This window comes from Poseidonocella sp. HB161398 (assembly GCF_005870025.1).
In the GTDB taxonomy this organism is placed as follows: domain Bacteria; phylum Pseudomonadota; class Alphaproteobacteria; order Rhodobacterales; family Rhodobacteraceae; genus Mangrovicoccus.
The window spans coordinates 48,040-62,954 of sequence record NZ_VATA01000032.1 but is presented as its reverse complement, the minus strand read 5'-3'; the positions used below and the strand labels follow the sequence as shown (position 1 = coordinate 62,954).

Here is a 14,915-nt window from a genome sequence, read left to right as displayed (position 1 = left end):
GCGGTGGTGGCGATCCCGGTTCGCGGGGCGGGCCCGCTTGCGGGCGACCGCCGCCGCCGGGCGGCACGGCTGCGCCTGCTGCTGGGGGCGGGGCTGGCCGCGGCCATGCTGCTCAGCCTCGGCTGGGGCGCGGCCGGCGAGACCGACGTGACCGCCGCGCTGCTGGCACGGGCCGGGCTGGCGGAGGCGAGCCTGCGCGACAGCGTGATCGTCTGGGACATCCGCCTGCCCCGGATGCTGGCCGGGGTGCTGGTCGGCGCCGCGCTGGCGGTCTCGGGGGCGGTGATGCAGGGGCTCTTCCGCAACCCGCTGGCCGATCCCGGCCTGGTCGGGGTCAGCAGCGGGGCGGGGCTCGGCGCGGTGCTGGCGATTGCCGGCACGGGGCTGCTGCCCGCGGCGCTGCAATCCTTCGTGGGGCCCTGGCTGCTGCCGCTCTCGGCCTTCGCGGGCGGCTGGCTTGCGGTGCTGCTGCTCTACCGGATGGCGACGCAGAACGGCCGGACCTCGGTGGCGACCATGCTGCTCGCCGGGATCGCGCTCGGCGCGCTCAGCGGCGCGCTGACCGGGCTGCTGGTCTACCGCGCCACCGATGACGAGCTGCGCGACCTGACCTTCTGGAACATGGGCTCGGTGGCGGGCGTCACCTGGGCGCGGCTCGGCGCCGCGGCGCCCTTCATCCTGGCCGCGCTGGCCGCCGCGCCCTTCCTGGCGCGCAGCCTCAACGCGCTGGCGCTCGGCGAGGCGGCGGCGCTGCATCTGGGCATCGACGTGCAACGGATGAAGCGCATCGCCATCCTGGCCGCCGCCGCCAGCGCCGGAGCCTCGGTCGCGCTAACCGGCGGGATCGGCTTCGTCGGCATCGTCGTGCCGCATCTGCTGCGGCTGGTGCAGGGGCCGGACCATCACGGGCTGCTGGTCAATGCCGGGCTGGCCGGGGCCATCCTGCTGCTTCTCGCCGACGCGGTCAGCCGCAGCATCATCGCCCCGGCCGAGCTGCCGATCGGCATCGTCACCGCCTGTCTCGGCGGACCGGTCTTCCTGTGGATCGTCCTGCGCAGCCGCGCGCAGCTGGAGCTGTGAGCATGGAGCTGAGGGCCGAAAACCTCCGCGTGACCGCCGGGCGCCGCGAGATCCTGCGCGGCGTCGATTTCGCCGCCCGCGCGGGCGAGGTCGCGGTGATCGCCGGGCCGAACGGCTCGGGCAAGACCACGCTCCTGCGGGCGCTGACCGGAGAGATCGCCCATGGCGGGCGGGTCGCGCTGAACGGGCGCGACTGCGCCGCGCTGCGCCCGGCCGAGCTGGCGCTGCTGCGCGCGGTGCTGCCGCAGGCCGCGGCCCTGTCCTTCCCCTTCACCGCGCTGGAGGTCGTCCGCCTCGGCCTGACCGCCGGCGTGCCGGGCACCCGCGCCGCGACCGGGCGCCTGCCCGCGATGGCGCTGGCGCGGGTCGGGCTGGCCGGGTTCGAGGGCCGCCATTTCCACGATCTCTCGGGCGGCGAGAAGCAGCGCGTCCAGCTTGCCCGCGTGCTCGTCCAGATCTGGGAGCCGGTCCTCGACGGCGCGCCGCGCTGGCTCTTCCTCGACGAGCCGGTCTCGGCGCTCGATATCGGCCACCAGCTGCAGGTGATGGCGATCGCGCGGGACTATGCGCGGGCCGGGGGCGGGGTGGTCGCGGTGCTCCATGACCTGAACCTGACGGCGATGCATGCCGACCGGGTGACGCTGCTCGATGGCGGGCGCGTGCGCTCGGCGGGCACGCCTGCCGAGGTGCTGACCGATGCGACGCTCAGCGCCGCCTATCACTGCCGCCTGCGGACCAACACGCCGCCGCCCGCGGGCGGACCCTGGATCCTGCCGCAGGCGGCGGATCACTGCCAAGAGGAGGCTGCCGAATGACCGACATCGCCGCAATCCCGATCCTGCGCTCGCCCGATCTCGCGGCCACCGCGCGCTTCTACGAAGACCAGCTGGGCTTTGCCGCCGAACCGGCCGGACCGGACTACCTGATCCTGCGCCGCGACGGGATCGAGCTGCATTTCTGCCCGCCCGACTTTTCCGACGGCCGCCCGACGGAAAGCTGCTGCTACATCCGCGGCGCGGGCATCGACGCGCTGCATGACGAGTGGCAGGCAAAGGGCGTCCCCGGCTTCCGCCCGTTCCAGCGCCGCCCCTGGGACATGTACGAATTCTACCTGTCCGACCCGCAGGGCTGCCTGCTGAAATTCGGCCGCTCGGCCACCGCAGGGGCGCCGCCGCGGCATCTTGCCGAAGAGGAGACCGCCCCGTGATCCGTGCCGCGCTGATCCCCGTCCTGCTGGCCGCGCCCGCCGCGCTGGCCGGCAGCCCGCCCGCGACGGTGGAGCTGAACGCGCTCGAGCAGGGCGAGGGCGCCTGCCGGCTGAGCTTCACCGCGCAGAGCCCGGCCGGGCTCGAGGCGCTGGTCCTGGAGGCGGTGCTCTTCGACACCGGCGGCGCCGTGGCCGAACTCGCGCTCTTCGACTTCCGCGACCTGCCCGCCGGGCGGATGCGGGTGCGCCAGTTCGATCTGCCGGGGCTCGACTGCGCCGCGATCTCGCGCGTGCTCGTCAACGGCATGGAGACCTGCCGCCCGGCGGCGGGCGGCAGCTGCGAGGGCCTGCCGGCCGTCAGCTCGCGCACCGGCGTGGAGCTTCTGGGATGATCGCGGCGGCAACGGGACGGATTTCGGAGCTGGTCGCGCTCGGCGGGCCGGTGGTGGCGCTCCTGCTGGCGCTCTCGGTGCTGGCGGTGGCGGTGGTGCTGTGGAAGGCCGCGGTCTTCGAGCTGGAGGCCGTGGGCCGCAGCGCGCCGCGCGGCTTTCTCGCCCGGCTTCTCGGCCAGGCGCGGGCGGCGCAGCGCCGCGGCGTGCCGCCCGGCGAGCTGCGCGAGCGGCTTCTGGCGCGGCTCGAGCGGGATTTCGGCCGGGTCGGCGCCGGGCTGCGGGTGCTGGAGATCGTCTCCCAGGTGGCGCCGCTCCTTGGCCTCTTCGGCACGGTGCTGGGCATGATCGACGCCTTCCGCAGCCTGCAGGAGGCCGGGAGCAGCGCCGATCCCAGCCTGCTGGCGGGGGGCATCTGGGTGGCGCTCCTGACCACGGCGGCGGGGCTCGCCGTGGCGATGCCCGCCTCGGTGCTGCTCAGCTGGTTCGACGCGCGGCTGGCGGCGCACCGGCGGATGGCCGAGGAGGCGGTCGAGGATCTTCTGGCCCCGGGGGTGCTCGACCATGGCGCGGGCTAGGGCGGTGCCGCGGCGGCGGCCGCTGTCGATGACCTCGCTGATCGACGTGATCTTCCTGCTGCTGCTGTTCTTCATGCTGTCCTCGACCTTCGCGCGCTTCGGCGAGATCGAGCTTTCGACCGGCGGGGAGGGCGCCGCGCCGATGCCGGAGGGGACGCAGATGGCCTTCCTGCGGCTCTCGGGCGAGGGGCTGAGCCTGAACGGCGCGCCGGTCGCGCCCGAGGGGCTGGCCGAGGCGGTCCGCGCGCTCGGTCCGCGCCCGCTGCATCTGGTGCTGAGCGTCGCCGAGGGCGCCACCGCCCAGGCGCTGGCCGATGCCGTCCTGCCCTTGCGCGGGATAAAGGACGCGAAGCTGACGGTGCTGGAATGAGCCGCCGCCGTCTTCCCGCGCCGCGCCGGGCCAGCGAGCCGACGCTGGCGCTGATCAACATCGTCTTCCTCATGCTGATCTTCTTCCTGGTCGCCGCGCAGCTCGCCCGGCCGCTCGAGCGCGGGCTGCAACTGGTGGAGACCGCCGATCCCCGCACCGTGGCGCCGCCCGATGCGCTGGTCCTCGGCGCGGATGGCGGGATCCGCTTCCGCGGGCAGGCGGCGACGGCGGAAAGTGCCTATGCCCTGCTGGCGGGCGAGGGGGCGGCAGAGACGGTGCGGGTGATGCCCGACCGTGCGGCGGAGGCGCGCCGGGTGGTCGCGCTGGCCGGGGCTCTGAAGGCGCTCGGGGCCGGGCGGATCCTGATCGTCACCGGGCAGGCCCGGCCATGATCCGCGACGGTGCGCTCTTCCTGCTGGCGCTCGGCGGCTCGGTGGCGCTGCATCTCGCGCTGGCGGGCGCAGCGCCGGAGCCTGCGCCGCCGGTCCCGCAGGGCGGGGCGGTCGCGGGCGATGTGGCGCTCGGGTCGAGCTTCGCCGATCTGGCCGCGGGGCGGATGGCCCCGGTGGCGGGTACGGCGGCCCGCACGGCGCCCGTGCCTCCTGCCGCAGCGCGTCCGGCGGAGACGGTGACGGCGGCGCCGCGCCAGGCGGCCATGACCGCGCCGGTGGCGCCAGCCGCCACGGCCCGGCCCGTCCTGCCGACGGCGGCCGGGCCGGCCGGCGCCGTTTCCGCGGCCGCCGCCCCGGAGAGCCCGCGGCCGGAGGCCCGTCCGGCCGAGCGGCCGCAGCCGCAGCACCGGGCCGAACCGGCCCGCAGCGCGCCGGAACCGCCCTCAGCGCCGCCGCGCGGCAACGCACCCGTGACGGCGGCGGCCGGGCAGGCGGAGGGACGGGCGGAAGCGCGCAAGGCCGAGACGACCCGCGCGGAGAGATCCGCCTCCGAGCAGGCCGGGGGGCGTGCGGTGAAGCGCTACCAGGCGCAGGTGCTGCGCCGGATCGACCGGGCGCCGAAGCGCAGTGCAGGCGCCCGCGGCGCCGCGCTGATCGGGCTCGGCATCGAGGCGGGCGGCGGCATCGCAGTGCTGCGCGTGGTGAAGAGCTCGGGCGACCAGCGCATCGACGCGGCGGCGCTCGACCAGGTGCGCCGCGCCGCGCCCTTCGGCCAGACCCCGACCGGGCGCAGGCTCGACCTGACGGTGCGGGTCGAAAGCAAGGGCTGAGCCCCGGCCGCGCGCCCGGCAGGTGACGGCCCGGGGTCCTGCCGCCGGAGCTCCGGCGGCGCCGCGCCGGTCGGTCTCTGCCGTTCCGCCGGAGCGGGATGATCGCGCGCCGCCGTCGTCCCTCCGCGCGAGGCTTTCCCGTAGGCCGACCCGGTCCGCCGTGATAGCATGCGCACTGTCGAATGCGAGGTGTTCCCATGAAGGCGCTTGCGGCCGGACTTGCGGTCCTCTGCCTCGTCATTGCCGTCGCGCAGCCGCATTGCGGCGGCACGACCCAGGTCGATGCCAATTTCTGCGCCCTGGAGCGATGGGAGATCGCGGATGCCGAGCTCAACCGCCTCTGGAGTACGGCGAAACCGGCGGCGGATGCGCGCGGCACGGGCGCCGCGCTCCTGGCCGGGCAGCGGGCCTGGCTGAAGGAGCGCGACGCGGATTGCGGCCCCGAGCAGGAGGGCGGCGGCACCGCGGCGCCGATGTTCTACTGGTCCTGCATGGAAGAGCGGACCCTGCAGCGCATCGAGGTGCTCAGGACGCTCCGCTAGGCGGGGCCGGGCTGCGGCAGCTTGCGGCCGGACCAGCCGGTGATGGCCGAGACGATATGCGCGACCACCGCGGGCCCGTCGATGCCGACCGCGACGCGGCAGTTCGGCCGCGCCATGCCCTGGATGTTCTCCAGCGCCTTCGGCGTCAGCGTCCGGAAATCGCAGACCGTCATGCCGCGGGTCGGGCCCTGGGCAAGCGCGATCTCCACCGGCACCTCGCGATAGGTCACCAGGTCGGGCCGGATGAAGGGCAGGAGCGCGCAGGGATCGTGCAGCGAGGCGGTGGCGAGGCCGTGGACCTGGCGCAGGCTGTCGAGGAAGAAGGCGAAGAGCCCGGCGAAGGTGTCGCCGACCGGCCCGCTACCCGCGAGCCTGTCGATGTCGGCAGGGCCGATCCCGGCCTGGCGGGTGACGTTCAGCCCGGCCATCCAGAGCGGCACGCCGCTGCGGAACAGGAGGTCGGCGGCTTCCGGGTCGCACCAGATGTTGAATTCGGCGACCGGCGTGGTGTTGCCGATCTGGGTGGTGCCGCCCATCAGGCTGATCCCCTTCAGCCATTCCGCGAGCCGCGGCTCCTTGCGCAGGGCCATGCCGACATTGGTCATCGGCCCGGTCGGGCACAGCACCAGCTCGCCGCGGTGCTTCGAGGCCATCTCGATGATGAAATCGACCGCATGCATGCCGGTCGTGCCGCGGTCGGGGGCGGGCAGCTCGGCGCCGTCGATCCCGGTCTTGCCGTGGATGTCGCCGCCATGGCGCAGCCGGCCGGCCAGCGGCGCGGCGCAGCCCTGCGCGACGGGCACGTCGAGGCCGAAGAGCGTCGCCAGCGACAGGGCGTTGGCCGTGGTCTTCTCGACGGTCTGGTTGCCGTAGACGGTGCTGATGCCGACCAGGTCGAGATGCGTCGCGGCGTAGAGGATCGCGATCGCATCGTCATGTCCGGGGTCGCAGTCAATCAGGACTTTCTGCATTCAGGTCTCCATCGCAGGGGGGCGTTCGGTGGTGCCGCGCGCGACCAGCCGGGGCAGGACGACATCCTGAACGGGCGCGGCGGCGGGATCCTCGGCCAGGGCCCGGGCGCGCCGCACGGCGCGGGCGACCAGCTCGGGCAGGTCCTGGTCGATGCTGGTCAGGTCATAGGAGGGCCGGGCGGCCAAGGTGGTGTTGTCGTAGCCCGCCACCATCAGGTCGCCGGGCACGCGCAGCCCGGCATCGTGGCGCGCGGCGTCGATCAGCGCGAAGGCGAGCGTGTCATTGGCGCAGAACACCGCGTCGGGCGGATCGGCGAGAAGCGCGGCCGCCGCCTGCCGCGCGGCGTCATAGGAATAGACCGAGGAGATACGGGCGCGGCAGCCGAGCCCGTCCTCGGCGAGTCGCCGCAGGAATCCGGCCTCGCGGTCGCGGCTGATCTGCGCTCCGTCTTCGCCTGCGAAATAGGCAAAGCTGCGCGCTCCGCGGGCGATGAGATGGCCGGCGGCCAGCGCCCCGCCACGGTCGAAATCGCCGCCGACCGTGCTCACCGGTTCGGGGCCGGGATAGCGGTTCATCAGGACCAGCGGCTTGCGGCTGCGGTCGCAGCTGGCGACGATCTCGCGGTCGAAGGGCGCGGCCAGGGCGATCACCGCGTCCACCTGGTAGCCCGCCATCCGGGCGATCACCGCATCCGCGCTCTGGCGGGCATGGCAGGCGAAGACCAGGGGCGCCAGCCCGTTCTCGCCCAGCTCGTCGACCAGGAGCCGCAGGGCCTCGGCATGGTAGAAGCTGCCCAGATCGGTGACGACGACGCCGATGATGCCGGTGGCGCGGTTCTTCAGGCCGCGGGCGATCAGGTTCGGCCGGTAGCCCAGCTCGTCGGCCGCGGCGAGCACGCGCTGCCGCGTCGCCTCGGTGATCCGCGGATCGCCCGAGAGCGCCCGCGACACGGTCGAGGGCGAGGCCCCGGCCAGCGCCGCGACCTGTATGGTCGTCACTCTCTTCGCGTCCTTGCCAGCCATCGCGCCGCCTCTTGCCGTCTTGCCGTCCAGGACCCCGCCCGCGTTTTCCCTCTTGACGTGGAAATCGACTTGTTGTGGCCTGACATCAGTTGTGCAAACGTATGCACAAGAAGAATAGAAGCATGCAGGCGCTGATTGACGCAAGCCGTAAACGGTGCGGCATGCCGGGAAACAACGACAGGGATGCTGCAGATGACGATTCAAAGACGCCAGTTCCTGGCCGGGGCCTCCGGCGCGGTGCTGATGGGAACGACCGGTCTCGCACGGGCGCAGACGGCTTCGCTTTCGGTCCCGTGGATGGGCTGGCCGGACGAGCAGGTCGCCCCGCTGATGGACGCCTTCGAGGAGGCGTCGGGGATCGGCATCGAATACGAGCGCCTGCCGATCACCGAGCTCTTCAACACGCTCGAAGTGCGGCTCTCGGCGCGCAACGGGCTACCGGATGCCTATCTGGTCGACGGGCCGCTGACCGCCTCCTATGCGGCGCGCGGCCATCTGATGGCGCTCGACGGGCTGATGGAGGGCGAGCTCGGCCGCTATGTCCCCTCGACGCTGGTCCAGGGCAGCTATGACGACACGCTCTACGCCCTGCCGCTGGGGACCTCGTCGCAGGTGCTCTTCTACAACAAGGCGCATTTCGCCGAAGCCGGCCTTGCCGAGCCCTCCGCCGATCCGGCCGACCGGATGACCTGGGAGGCGCTCCTGGAGCTTGCCACGGCGCTGACCGGCAAGGCGGGCGAATTCGGCTTCGCCTTCGAGAACACCAATCCCTACCAGCTCCTGCCGCTGCCGCAGAGCTGGGGCGCCGAGGTGATCGGCCCGGACGGGCTGACCGCGACCGGCTATGTCGACAGCCAGGGCTTCATCGACGCGATGACCTGGTACCAGGAGCTCTTCACCCGCCACAAGGTCGCCCCGGCCGGCACGTTCGAGGGCGGCATCATGCAGGAGATGTTCGGCAGCGGGCAGGTCTCGATGATGGTCGGCGGCACCTGGAACCTCGAGGGGCTGAAGCGCTTCGCCGATCTCGATTTCGGCGTCGTGCCGCATCCCTATTTCGCCTCCGGCAAGCCGGTGACCGCGACCGGCAGCTGGCATCTGGGCATCAACCCGCGCAGCGCGAACCTGGAGGCGGCCAAGGCCTTCGCCACCTGGCTGTCGACGCCGCAGGCGATGGACCTGTTCTTCTCGCTGCGCCAGTACCCCCCGGCGCTGGAGCAGATCTGGGAGGAGCGGGCAGGGACCACCTTCGTCGATCCGGCCTGGGAGATCGTCCAGTACGAGCTGGCCAATACCGCCACGCCGCGGCCGATCACGCCGGGCTACCGCGAATACGAGGAGTTCCTGCGCGGCGCGATGCGCGACATCCAGGGCGGGGCGGATGTCGCCGAGAGCCTGGCGCGCGCCGCCGCAAGCATCGACCGCGAAATGCGCAAGTACCGCTGAGCCACGCCCGCCGTCCCGTCTCCGGGCGGGACGGCGGCCCGGAGTGCCCGAGACCATGAACTATTCACGCTGGACGCCCTTCCTGTTCCTCGCGCCCGCCCTTGCCGGGCTGGCCGTCTTCCGCTTCGCGCCGATCGTGGTGGCGGGGGCCGGCAGCTTCAGCGGCATGACGCTGACCGGCGCGCTGGAATTCGCGGGGCTCGAGAACTACCGCTGGCTGCTGACCGACCCGGCCTTCTGGGACTCGCTCAGGATCACGCTGATCTTCAACCTGATCATCAACCCGCTGCAGCTGGCGCTGGCCTTCCTGCTGGCGATGCTGATCTTCCAGCCCGGACGGGGCATCTGGGTCTACAGGACGCTGCTGGTGCTGCCCATGGCGGTCTCGACCGGGCTGAGCGCGGTGCTCTTCAAGCTGGTGCTCGACCCCAATCTCGGCCCGCTCAACGGCATCCTCGAATGGGCAGGGATCGGCGCGCAGCCCTTCTACCGCGCGGCCGAGCAGGCGATGGGCACGCTGATCGGCATCGCCACCTGGAAAGGGGCAGGCTACTGGATGCTGTTCCTGCTGGCCGGGCTGCACGCGATCCCGGCCTCGGTGCAGGAGGCGGCGATGATCGACGGCGCGACCCCCTGGCAGCGCTTCCGCCTGGTGACGCTGCCGCTGATGCGGCGGCCGATGGCCTTCGTGCTGGTCGCCGACACCGCGATCAACTTCCTCTTCTTCGCGCCGGTCTACATCCTGACGGGGGGCGGGCCGAACGGCGCGACCTCGGTGCTGATGTTCGAGGCCTACCGCTCCGCCTTCACCTTCTCCGATATCGGCCGGGCGCTGGCGATCTCCTCGTTCCTGCTGGCCATCCTCGCGGTGATCATCGTGCTGGAATTCCGCCTCATGCGCAGTCCGGAGGACCGCAGATGACCGACCCGCTCGCCCCCTCGCCGCTGATGGCGATGCTGCGCTACGGGCTCCTGTCGGTGCTGGCCTTCTGCGTGGCCGCGCCGCTGGCCTGGCTCTGCCTCGCCTCGCTCAGCCCGCAATCCGAGATCTTCCAGCCGGTCTCGGACTTCTCCTGGTCCGGCCTGATCCCGTCGCGGCTGACGCTGGAGAACTACCGGGCGCTGATGCAGACCGACTTCCCGATGGCGGCGAAGAACTCGGCGATCGTCGCGCTGGCCACGGTGGTCTGCGGCCTCGTGGTCAACGCGATGGCGGGCTTCGCCTTCGCCGCCTTCGACTTCCGCGGCAAGACGCTGCTTTTCGTCCTGGTGGTGGCGAGCTTCATGATGCCCTTCGAGGCGATCGTGCTGCCGCTCTACGTGATGATCCGCGCCTTCGGCTGGGTGAACAGCTACCAGGCGCTGATCGTGCCCGAGATCGCCAACGGCATGATCATCTTCCTCTTCCGCCAGTTCTTCGCCTCGATCCCCAAGGACTACTACGAGGCGGCGCGGATCGACGGGGCCTCCTGGGGCTACATCTTCCTCAGGATCGCGCTGCCGCTGAGCTGGCCGACCGTCGCCACGGCCAGCCTGATGCTGTTCCTGGCGCAATGGGACAGCTTCTTCTGGCCGGTCGTGGCCGCCAGCGATCCCGACTACGCGGTGATCCAGGTGGCGATCGCGCGCAACATCAATTTCGAGCAGACCAACTGGGGCGGGCTCTTCTCCTCGACCAACCTCGCCATCGTGCTCGGCACCATCCCCTTCCTGCTGACCCAGCGGCTCTATGTCCGCTCGCTGGTCGCAGGCGGCATCAAGTAAGCGCAGGGAGCCTCCCCATGTCGACCATGAGCGTCCGGTCGCTGACCAAGTCCTTCGGCCGCACCGAGATCCTCCGCGGCATCGACCTGGATGTCGCGGCCGGGGAATTCGTGGCCCTTGTCGGGCCCTCGGGCTGCGGCAAGTCCACGCTGCTGCGGCTGATCGCCGGGCTCGAGGGCGCCTCGGGCGGCCGGATCGAGATCGGCGGCCGCGATGTCACCCGCCTGCCGCCCAAGGGCCGCGACGTGGCGATGGTGTTCCAGAACTACGCGCTCTATCCGCATCTGACGGTCGGGGCCAATATGGGCTTCTCGCTGAAGCTGCGCGGCACGCCGAAGCGGAAGATCGACGCGATGGTCCGCGAGGCCGCCGCCGTGCTGGGGCTCGACGCGCTGCTCGAGCGCTATCCCGGGCAGCTTTCCGGCGGCCAGCGCCAGCGCGTCGCCACCGGCCGCGCCATCGTGCGGAACCCGGCGCTCTTCCTCTTCGACGAGCCGCTGAGCAATCTCGACGCCAAGCTGCGGGTGGAGATGCGCACCCAGATCAAGGCGCTGCACCAGCGGCTGCAAGTGACGACGATCTACGTGACCCATGACCAGATCGAGGCGATGACCATGGCCGACCGCGTGGTGGTGATGCGCGCGGGCCGGATCGAGCAGCAGGGCGCGCCGCTGGAGCTCTACGACCGGCCGGCCAATGCCTTCGTCGCTGGCTTCCTCGGCTCGCCCTCTATGAACTTCCTCGAGGGCCGCATCGAGGGCGGCGCCGTGGCCCTGGCCGACGGCACGCGGCTCCCGGCGCCGGGCGGCGCGGCAGAGGGGCGGCGGGTGCTCTGGGGGATGCGCCCCGAGGATATCGAGATCGGCGGCGAGGGGATGCCCGCCCAGGTCGAGGTGGTCGAGCCCACGGGCCCCGACACCCAGCTCGCCGTGCGGATCGGCGGCCAGGCGGCGACGGTGCTCCTGCGGCGGCGCGCCGTGCTGCATCCGGGCGAGCAGATCCGGCTGTCTCCGGCGGCAGAGCGCATCCATCTCTTCGATGCGGAGACCGGCAGCAGGCTCTGACCCCGCCCGGGCGCGGCCGGTCCCGCCGGCAGGGCAGGCGGCCCGGATCGCCGCCAGAACGACGCGCCTGGAGTGCCTCCGCCGCCGCGTCCGGGGAACCGGCCTGTCCGCGGGGATGCCCCTGCGCGGGCGGGCCGGGCGCGTCTGCGCCGCTCCCGGCAGATGGCGACCGGCCCGCGGCACGGCGAGAGGTTGCATGCCCGCCGCATCGGTCCTAGGCGTGGGGCGCCGTGGCCCACGGGCCGTCCGCAATCCAGCAAGGAGCCCCGATGTCCTTCGCCCCCGGCGCCTTCCGCCACCATCCCGGCCTTGCCGGCAAGATCCGCGACCCCGCGGAGAGCTTCTTCCGCGATCTCGACTTTGCGGAAATCGACCGGATCTGGGCGCAGGCCGGCCTGGCGGCCAATCCGCGCTACAGCGACGAGACCCGCGAGGCGATGCGCCGCGAGACGCTGGCGCCCTGGCAGGGCCGCGACCTCTGGGTCTTCGCCTATGGCTCGCTGATGTGGGATCCGGCGGTCTATTTCGCCGAGGTGCGCCGCGCGCGGCTGCCGGGCTACCGGCGCAGCTTCTGCCTGGTCGACCGCTCCGGCGGGCGCGGCTCGGCAGCGGCGCCGGGGCTGATGGCCGCGCTCGACCACGGCCCCGCCTGCGACGGGCTGGTGTTCCGGCTCTCGGCCGAAACCGCCGACCGCGAATCCGAGGTGATCTGGCGGCGCGAGATGATGGCGCCCTGCTACCGGGCGGTCTTCGCGCCAGTGGAGACCGCGCAGGGCAGCCTCGAGGCGCTCTGCTTCGTCGCAGACCCGGCGGCGGACATGATCGAGACCGGGATCAGCCGCGCCGACCAGCTGCGCTATCTCGCCACCGGCACCGGGCGGCTCGGGACCAGCCGGGAGTACCTGGCCAATGTCATCGAGGGCTGCCGCGAATTGCGCATCGAGGATCCGGAGCTCGAGGAGCTTCTGGCCGAGGTGGACGCCTGGCGCGCCCCCGGCGCCGCGGCCGCGGGCAGCAGGGCGGCGGACTGACCCCGGCCCGGGGGACCCGGCATCCGCCGCTGCGGCGGTTGTCATTGACTGCCCCGCCATCGCCGGAATGATCCTCTCCGGGCGCCTGCAGGGTCTTGCCTGATCCGTCCTGCCCCCCAGCGGCGGCCACCGGTCTGCTCTGGGACGCGGCGCTGGCTCTGCCGGCCCCGGATGGTTGCTGCAAAGAGGGTCCGCCTCGCCACCTCGGAGGCGTCTGTTCCAAATCCGGTCGCGGCCGCTCGAAGAGCAGGGCAAGTGCGGCCGCCTCGCGGACAATGCCCGGTTCCGTTGCGGACACCGTCGCCAGGCGTCCTGCGCCGTGCCCGGCCATGGCAGCCAAGCCGCCGCGGCAGCCCGTCCCGGCCCGGTGGTCCGGGAGCCGGAGGACCGCCGGTCGCTGCGCCCGTGATGCGGCACGGCACGCCGGATCTCGAGGACCTGTGCCCGGCGGGGTTCGCGCGGCAGGGGCTGCATGCGGTCGGCGATCAGGCTGCGGAAGCCGGAGGGGCATGTCCGCGACATCGCACCGGGCCGGCCTCTGCCCCCGTCACGCCGCGGCGTGGCCCGGCTCCCCGCAGGGACTTTGAAAAGCCGTCCCGGTGCCAGCCTCGGCATCCGTGCGGCAGATGTGTCCGGGGCGCGGACCGCGCTGGGGCATCCGGCCGGGCGAGACGCCACGCCGGAAGAGGAACGCGCGGCCGTTCAGCGGGGATCCGCAAAGGATGGCCATGGCCTTTCCGGCCCGTCACGCTCAGGCCGGCCGTCTCGGCCTTCCGGCGACCCGCGTTCCGCTGCGGCCCGAGCGGCGGCCTCCCGGCCATGGTCCGGTCGGCTGGCGGAAGATCAGGCATAGCGGGCAACGGCACAGGGCGACTGCCGCTGGTCTTGCATTGGGGCCGGTGACCGCGGCGGAAGGCGTCGGCACGGCTTGTCACGCCGCGCATCAGCTCGCCCGCCGATCGCGTCCAGCCCTCCGTTCCGGCATCCGCCCGAGGGGATGCCGCCTTCCCGGCTTCGGCCTCTTCCATCCGGTTGGACGGCGCAGGACGCGCGCTTTGCCGGAGCCCGTCCGGCGCGTGCGGAACCGGGCGTCGCTGCCGGCAGCCTGGCCTCGCATTCGCGCCCGGGCTTGCAGGGGCGCGACGGCCGATGGGCATGGCGAGACGCCGTGATCCGGCGGCCGCTCCTCTCCGGCACCGGAGTGCAGGCAGCATGTCCCGGTCACCGGTCCGGCCTGCCCGGCTTGCCGTCCATGGAAAACGGGCGCGGTCCTGCGGTTCCGGTCTCGCGCGGGGACAGAATGGCCCCGAACGGCGGGGAGCCCGCCCGGATGCGGCGGCGGCGGCGGCCCGCCGCGAGCGCCCGGCCTGCATGGCGCCGGGCCGGGCCGTCCTGCGGCAGCCGCACCCGCGCGATGCGCGCTTCCCAGCCGGTCGCCACGGGCATAGGATCCGTCCCCATGGACAGCTTCGCTCTCGCCGTCTTCGCGGCCGCCCTCGTCCTCAACGCGGGCACGCCGGGACCCAGCATCGCCGCGCTGGTGTCGCGGGTCATCGCCCGCGGCTGGCGGGACGTTGCCCCGTTCGTGGCCGCCATGTGGCTCGGAGAAGTGATCTGGCTGAGCTTCGCGATGGCCGGGCTCTCCGCGCTGGCCGAAACCTTCCACCTGGCGTTCCTCGCGCTGAAATACCTCGGCGCCGCCTACCTGGCCTGGCTCGCCTGGCGGATGTGGACCGCCCCGGAGCCGGGGGACGCGGAGAGCCTGCCGGAGGCGCGGTCGAAGGGATCGATGTTCCTTGCCGGGATGGCGCTGACACTCGGCAATCCGAAGATCATGGTGTTCTACCTGGCCCTGCTGCCGTCCCTGATCGATCTCGGCACCGCGACTCTGTCCACCTGGGCTGCCGTCGCGGCGGTCACGGTCGCCAGCCTCGCGGCGGTCGATCTCGCCTGGATCGCGGCGGCGCATCACGCCCGGCGCCTCCTGCGGACCCCGCGGGCGCTGCGGGTCGCGAACCGCCTCGGCGCGGCCTCGCTCGGCGGCGCGGCCGCCGTCATTGCCGCGAGGTGACCGCCCCGGGCCGGTGCGGGGAGGGCCCGCGCGCGTCCCGCCCCGGAGGCAGCGGCGGTGTTCCGGGGAAGGCGCCGCTCAGGCGCGTCCGGGCCGAGAGAAGACGGCGGCCGGCGGACCGTCCCCGGTCCCGGGCCATGCCGGCCGAGGATCCGCC

Annotated in this window: 17 protein-coding genes; 15 read left to right on the top strand and 2 right to left on the bottom strand. The window is 72.9% G+C overall.

The window, feature by feature from the left end:
- Positions 1-3 precede the first annotated feature (3 nt).
- From FGX59_RS22085 to FGX59_RS22045, 9 genes are all read left to right on the top strand, one after another.
- Entirely contained in the window at positions 4-1,080 is a 1,077-nt protein-coding gene (locus FGX59_RS22085) for an iron ABC transporter permease (protein WP_240722644.1), read from the top strand.
- Between the two features lie 2 nt (positions 1,081-1,082).
- Positions 1,083-1,895 carry a heme ABC transporter ATP-binding protein gene (locus FGX59_RS22080; RefSeq protein ID WP_138469296.1) on the top strand — a complete coding sequence of 271 codons (813 nt, stop codon included), beginning with the start codon at positions 1,083-1,085 and terminating at the stop codon, positions 1,893-1,895.
- Positions 1,892-2,287, top strand: coding sequence for a VOC family protein (locus tag FGX59_RS22075; protein WP_138469295.1), 396 nt, complete (start codon positions 1,892-1,894; stop codon positions 2,285-2,287). The genes FGX59_RS22080 and FGX59_RS22075 overlap by 4 nt, the downstream gene beginning before the upstream one ends.
- Positions 2,284-2,679 (top strand): hypothetical protein, encoded by a 396-nt coding sequence (locus FGX59_RS22070; protein ID WP_138469294.1) that lies wholly within the window; start codon positions 2,284-2,286, stop codon positions 2,677-2,679. Before FGX59_RS22075 ends, FGX59_RS22070 begins: the two co-directional genes overlap by 4 nt.
- Complete coding sequence (locus tag FGX59_RS22065) at positions 2,676-3,254, top strand: MotA/TolQ/ExbB proton channel family protein (RefSeq protein ID WP_138469293.1); 579 nt, start codon at positions 2,676-2,678, stop codon at positions 3,252-3,254. The genes FGX59_RS22070 and FGX59_RS22065 overlap by 4 nt, the downstream gene beginning before the upstream one ends.
- Complete coding sequence (locus tag FGX59_RS22060; RefSeq protein ID WP_240722640.1) at positions 3,241-3,624, top strand: biopolymer transporter ExbD; 384 nt, start codon at positions 3,241-3,243, stop codon at positions 3,622-3,624. The genes FGX59_RS22065 and FGX59_RS22060 overlap by 14 nt, the downstream gene beginning before the upstream one ends.
- Positions 3,621-4,016, top strand: coding sequence for a biopolymer transporter ExbD (locus tag FGX59_RS22055; protein ID WP_138469292.1), 396 nt, complete (start codon positions 3,621-3,623; stop codon positions 4,014-4,016). The genes FGX59_RS22060 and FGX59_RS22055 overlap by 4 nt, the downstream gene beginning before the upstream one ends.
- Positions 4,013-4,846, top strand: a complete 834-nt coding sequence (locus tag FGX59_RS22050) for a TonB family protein (protein WP_138469291.1) — start codon at positions 4,013-4,015, stop codon at positions 4,844-4,846. The genes FGX59_RS22055 and FGX59_RS22050 overlap by 4 nt, the downstream gene beginning before the upstream one ends.
- A gap of 197 nt (positions 4,847-5,043) precedes the next feature.
- Complete coding sequence (locus FGX59_RS22045) at positions 5,044-5,388, top strand: lysozyme inhibitor LprI family protein (RefSeq protein WP_171060776.1); 345 nt, start codon at positions 5,044-5,046, stop codon at positions 5,386-5,388.
- Here the strand turns inward: FGX59_RS22045 and FGX59_RS22040 are convergent.
- Together FGX59_RS22040 and FGX59_RS22035 are read right to left on the bottom strand one after the other, a co-directional pair.
- Positions 5,385-6,359 (bottom strand): nucleoside hydrolase, encoded by a 975-nt coding sequence (locus FGX59_RS22040; protein ID WP_138469289.1) that lies wholly within the window; start codon positions 6,357-6,359, stop codon positions 5,385-5,387. The genes FGX59_RS22045 and FGX59_RS22040 overlap by 4 nt on opposite strands.
- Positions 6,360-7,358: a LacI family DNA-binding transcriptional regulator gene (locus FGX59_RS22035; RefSeq protein ID WP_171060775.1), complete on the bottom strand. Its 999-nt coding sequence runs from the start codon at positions 7,356-7,358 to the stop codon at positions 6,360-6,362. It abuts the gene before it with no gap.
- Positions 7,359-7,574: 216 nt separating this feature from the next.
- Between FGX59_RS22035 and FGX59_RS22030 the strand changes: the two genes are divergently transcribed.
- From FGX59_RS22030 to FGX59_RS22005, 6 genes are all read left to right on the top strand, one after another.
- A complete protein-coding gene (locus FGX59_RS22030; RefSeq protein ID WP_171060774.1) occupies positions 7,575-8,828 on the top strand; it encodes a sugar ABC transporter substrate-binding protein in 1,254 nt (417 codons plus the stop codon).
- Positions 8,829-8,883: 55 nt separating this feature from the next.
- Entirely contained in the window at positions 8,884-9,750 is an 867-nt protein-coding gene (locus FGX59_RS22025) for a carbohydrate ABC transporter permease (protein ID WP_171060773.1), read from the top strand.
- Positions 9,747-10,592, top strand: a complete 846-nt coding sequence (locus FGX59_RS22020; protein ID WP_138469285.1) for a carbohydrate ABC transporter permease — start codon at positions 9,747-9,749, stop codon at positions 10,590-10,592. The genes FGX59_RS22025 and FGX59_RS22020 overlap by 4 nt, the downstream gene beginning before the upstream one ends.
- 17 nt (positions 10,593-10,609) lie before the next feature.
- Entirely contained in the window at positions 10,610-11,656 is a 1,047-nt protein-coding gene (locus FGX59_RS22015) for an ABC transporter ATP-binding protein (protein ID WP_138469284.1), read from the top strand.
- 269 nt (positions 11,657-11,925) lie between these two features.
- Complete coding sequence (locus tag FGX59_RS22010; protein ID WP_138469283.1) at positions 11,926-12,687, top strand: gamma-glutamylcyclotransferase; 762 nt, start codon at positions 11,926-11,928, stop codon at positions 12,685-12,687.
- Between the two features lie 1,459 nt (positions 12,688-14,146).
- Positions 14,147-14,758, top strand: coding sequence for a LysE family translocator (locus tag FGX59_RS22005; protein ID WP_138469282.1), 612 nt, complete (start codon positions 14,147-14,149; stop codon positions 14,756-14,758).
- The last annotated feature ends 157 nt before the right edge of the window (positions 14,759-14,915 follow it).

Bases quoted from the DNA above. Each gene is read 5' to 3' on its own strand.
- FGX59_RS22050 (WP_138469291.1), top strand. From the start codon at position 4,013: ATGATCCGCGACGGTGCGCTCTTCCTGCTGGCGCTCGGCGGCTCGGTG.
- FGX59_RS22015 (WP_138469284.1), top strand. From the start codon at position 10,610: ATGTCGACCATGAGCGTCCGGTCGCTGACCAAGTCCTTCGGCCGCACC.
- FGX59_RS22080 (WP_138469296.1), top strand. From the start codon at position 1,083: ATGGAGCTGAGGGCCGAAAACCTCCGCGTGACCGCCGGGCGCCGCGAG.
- FGX59_RS22040 (WP_138469289.1), bottom strand. From the start codon at position 6,359: ATGCAGAAAGTCCTGATTGACTGCGACCCCGGACATGACGATGCGATC.
- FGX59_RS22075 (WP_138469295.1), top strand. From the start codon at position 1,892: ATGACCGACATCGCCGCAATCCCGATCCTGCGCTCGCCCGATCTCGCG.
- FGX59_RS22065 (WP_138469293.1), top strand. From the start codon at position 2,676: ATGATCGCGGCGGCAACGGGACGGATTTCGGAGCTGGTCGCGCTCGGC.
- FGX59_RS22010 (WP_138469283.1), top strand. From the start codon at position 11,926: ATGTCCTTCGCCCCCGGCGCCTTCCGCCACCATCCCGGCCTTGCCGGC.
- FGX59_RS22025 (WP_171060773.1), top strand. From the start codon at position 8,884: ATGAACTATTCACGCTGGACGCCCTTCCTGTTCCTCGCGCCCGCCCTT.
- FGX59_RS22060 (WP_240722640.1), top strand. From the start codon at position 3,241: ATGGCGCGGGCTAGGGCGGTGCCGCGGCGGCGGCCGCTGTCGATGACC.
- FGX59_RS22005 (WP_138469282.1), top strand. From the start codon at position 14,147: ATGGACAGCTTCGCTCTCGCCGTCTTCGCGGCCGCCCTCGTCCTCAAC.
- FGX59_RS22055 (WP_138469292.1), top strand. From the start codon at position 3,621: ATGAGCCGCCGCCGTCTTCCCGCGCCGCGCCGGGCCAGCGAGCCGACG.
- FGX59_RS22045 (WP_171060776.1), top strand. From the start codon at position 5,044: ATGAAGGCGCTTGCGGCCGGACTTGCGGTCCTCTGCCTCGTCATTGCC.
- FGX59_RS22030 (WP_171060774.1), top strand. From the start codon at position 7,575: ATGACGATTCAAAGACGCCAGTTCCTGGCCGGGGCCTCCGGCGCGGTG.
- FGX59_RS22020 (WP_138469285.1), top strand. From the start codon at position 9,747: ATGACCGACCCGCTCGCCCCCTCGCCGCTGATGGCGATGCTGCGCTAC.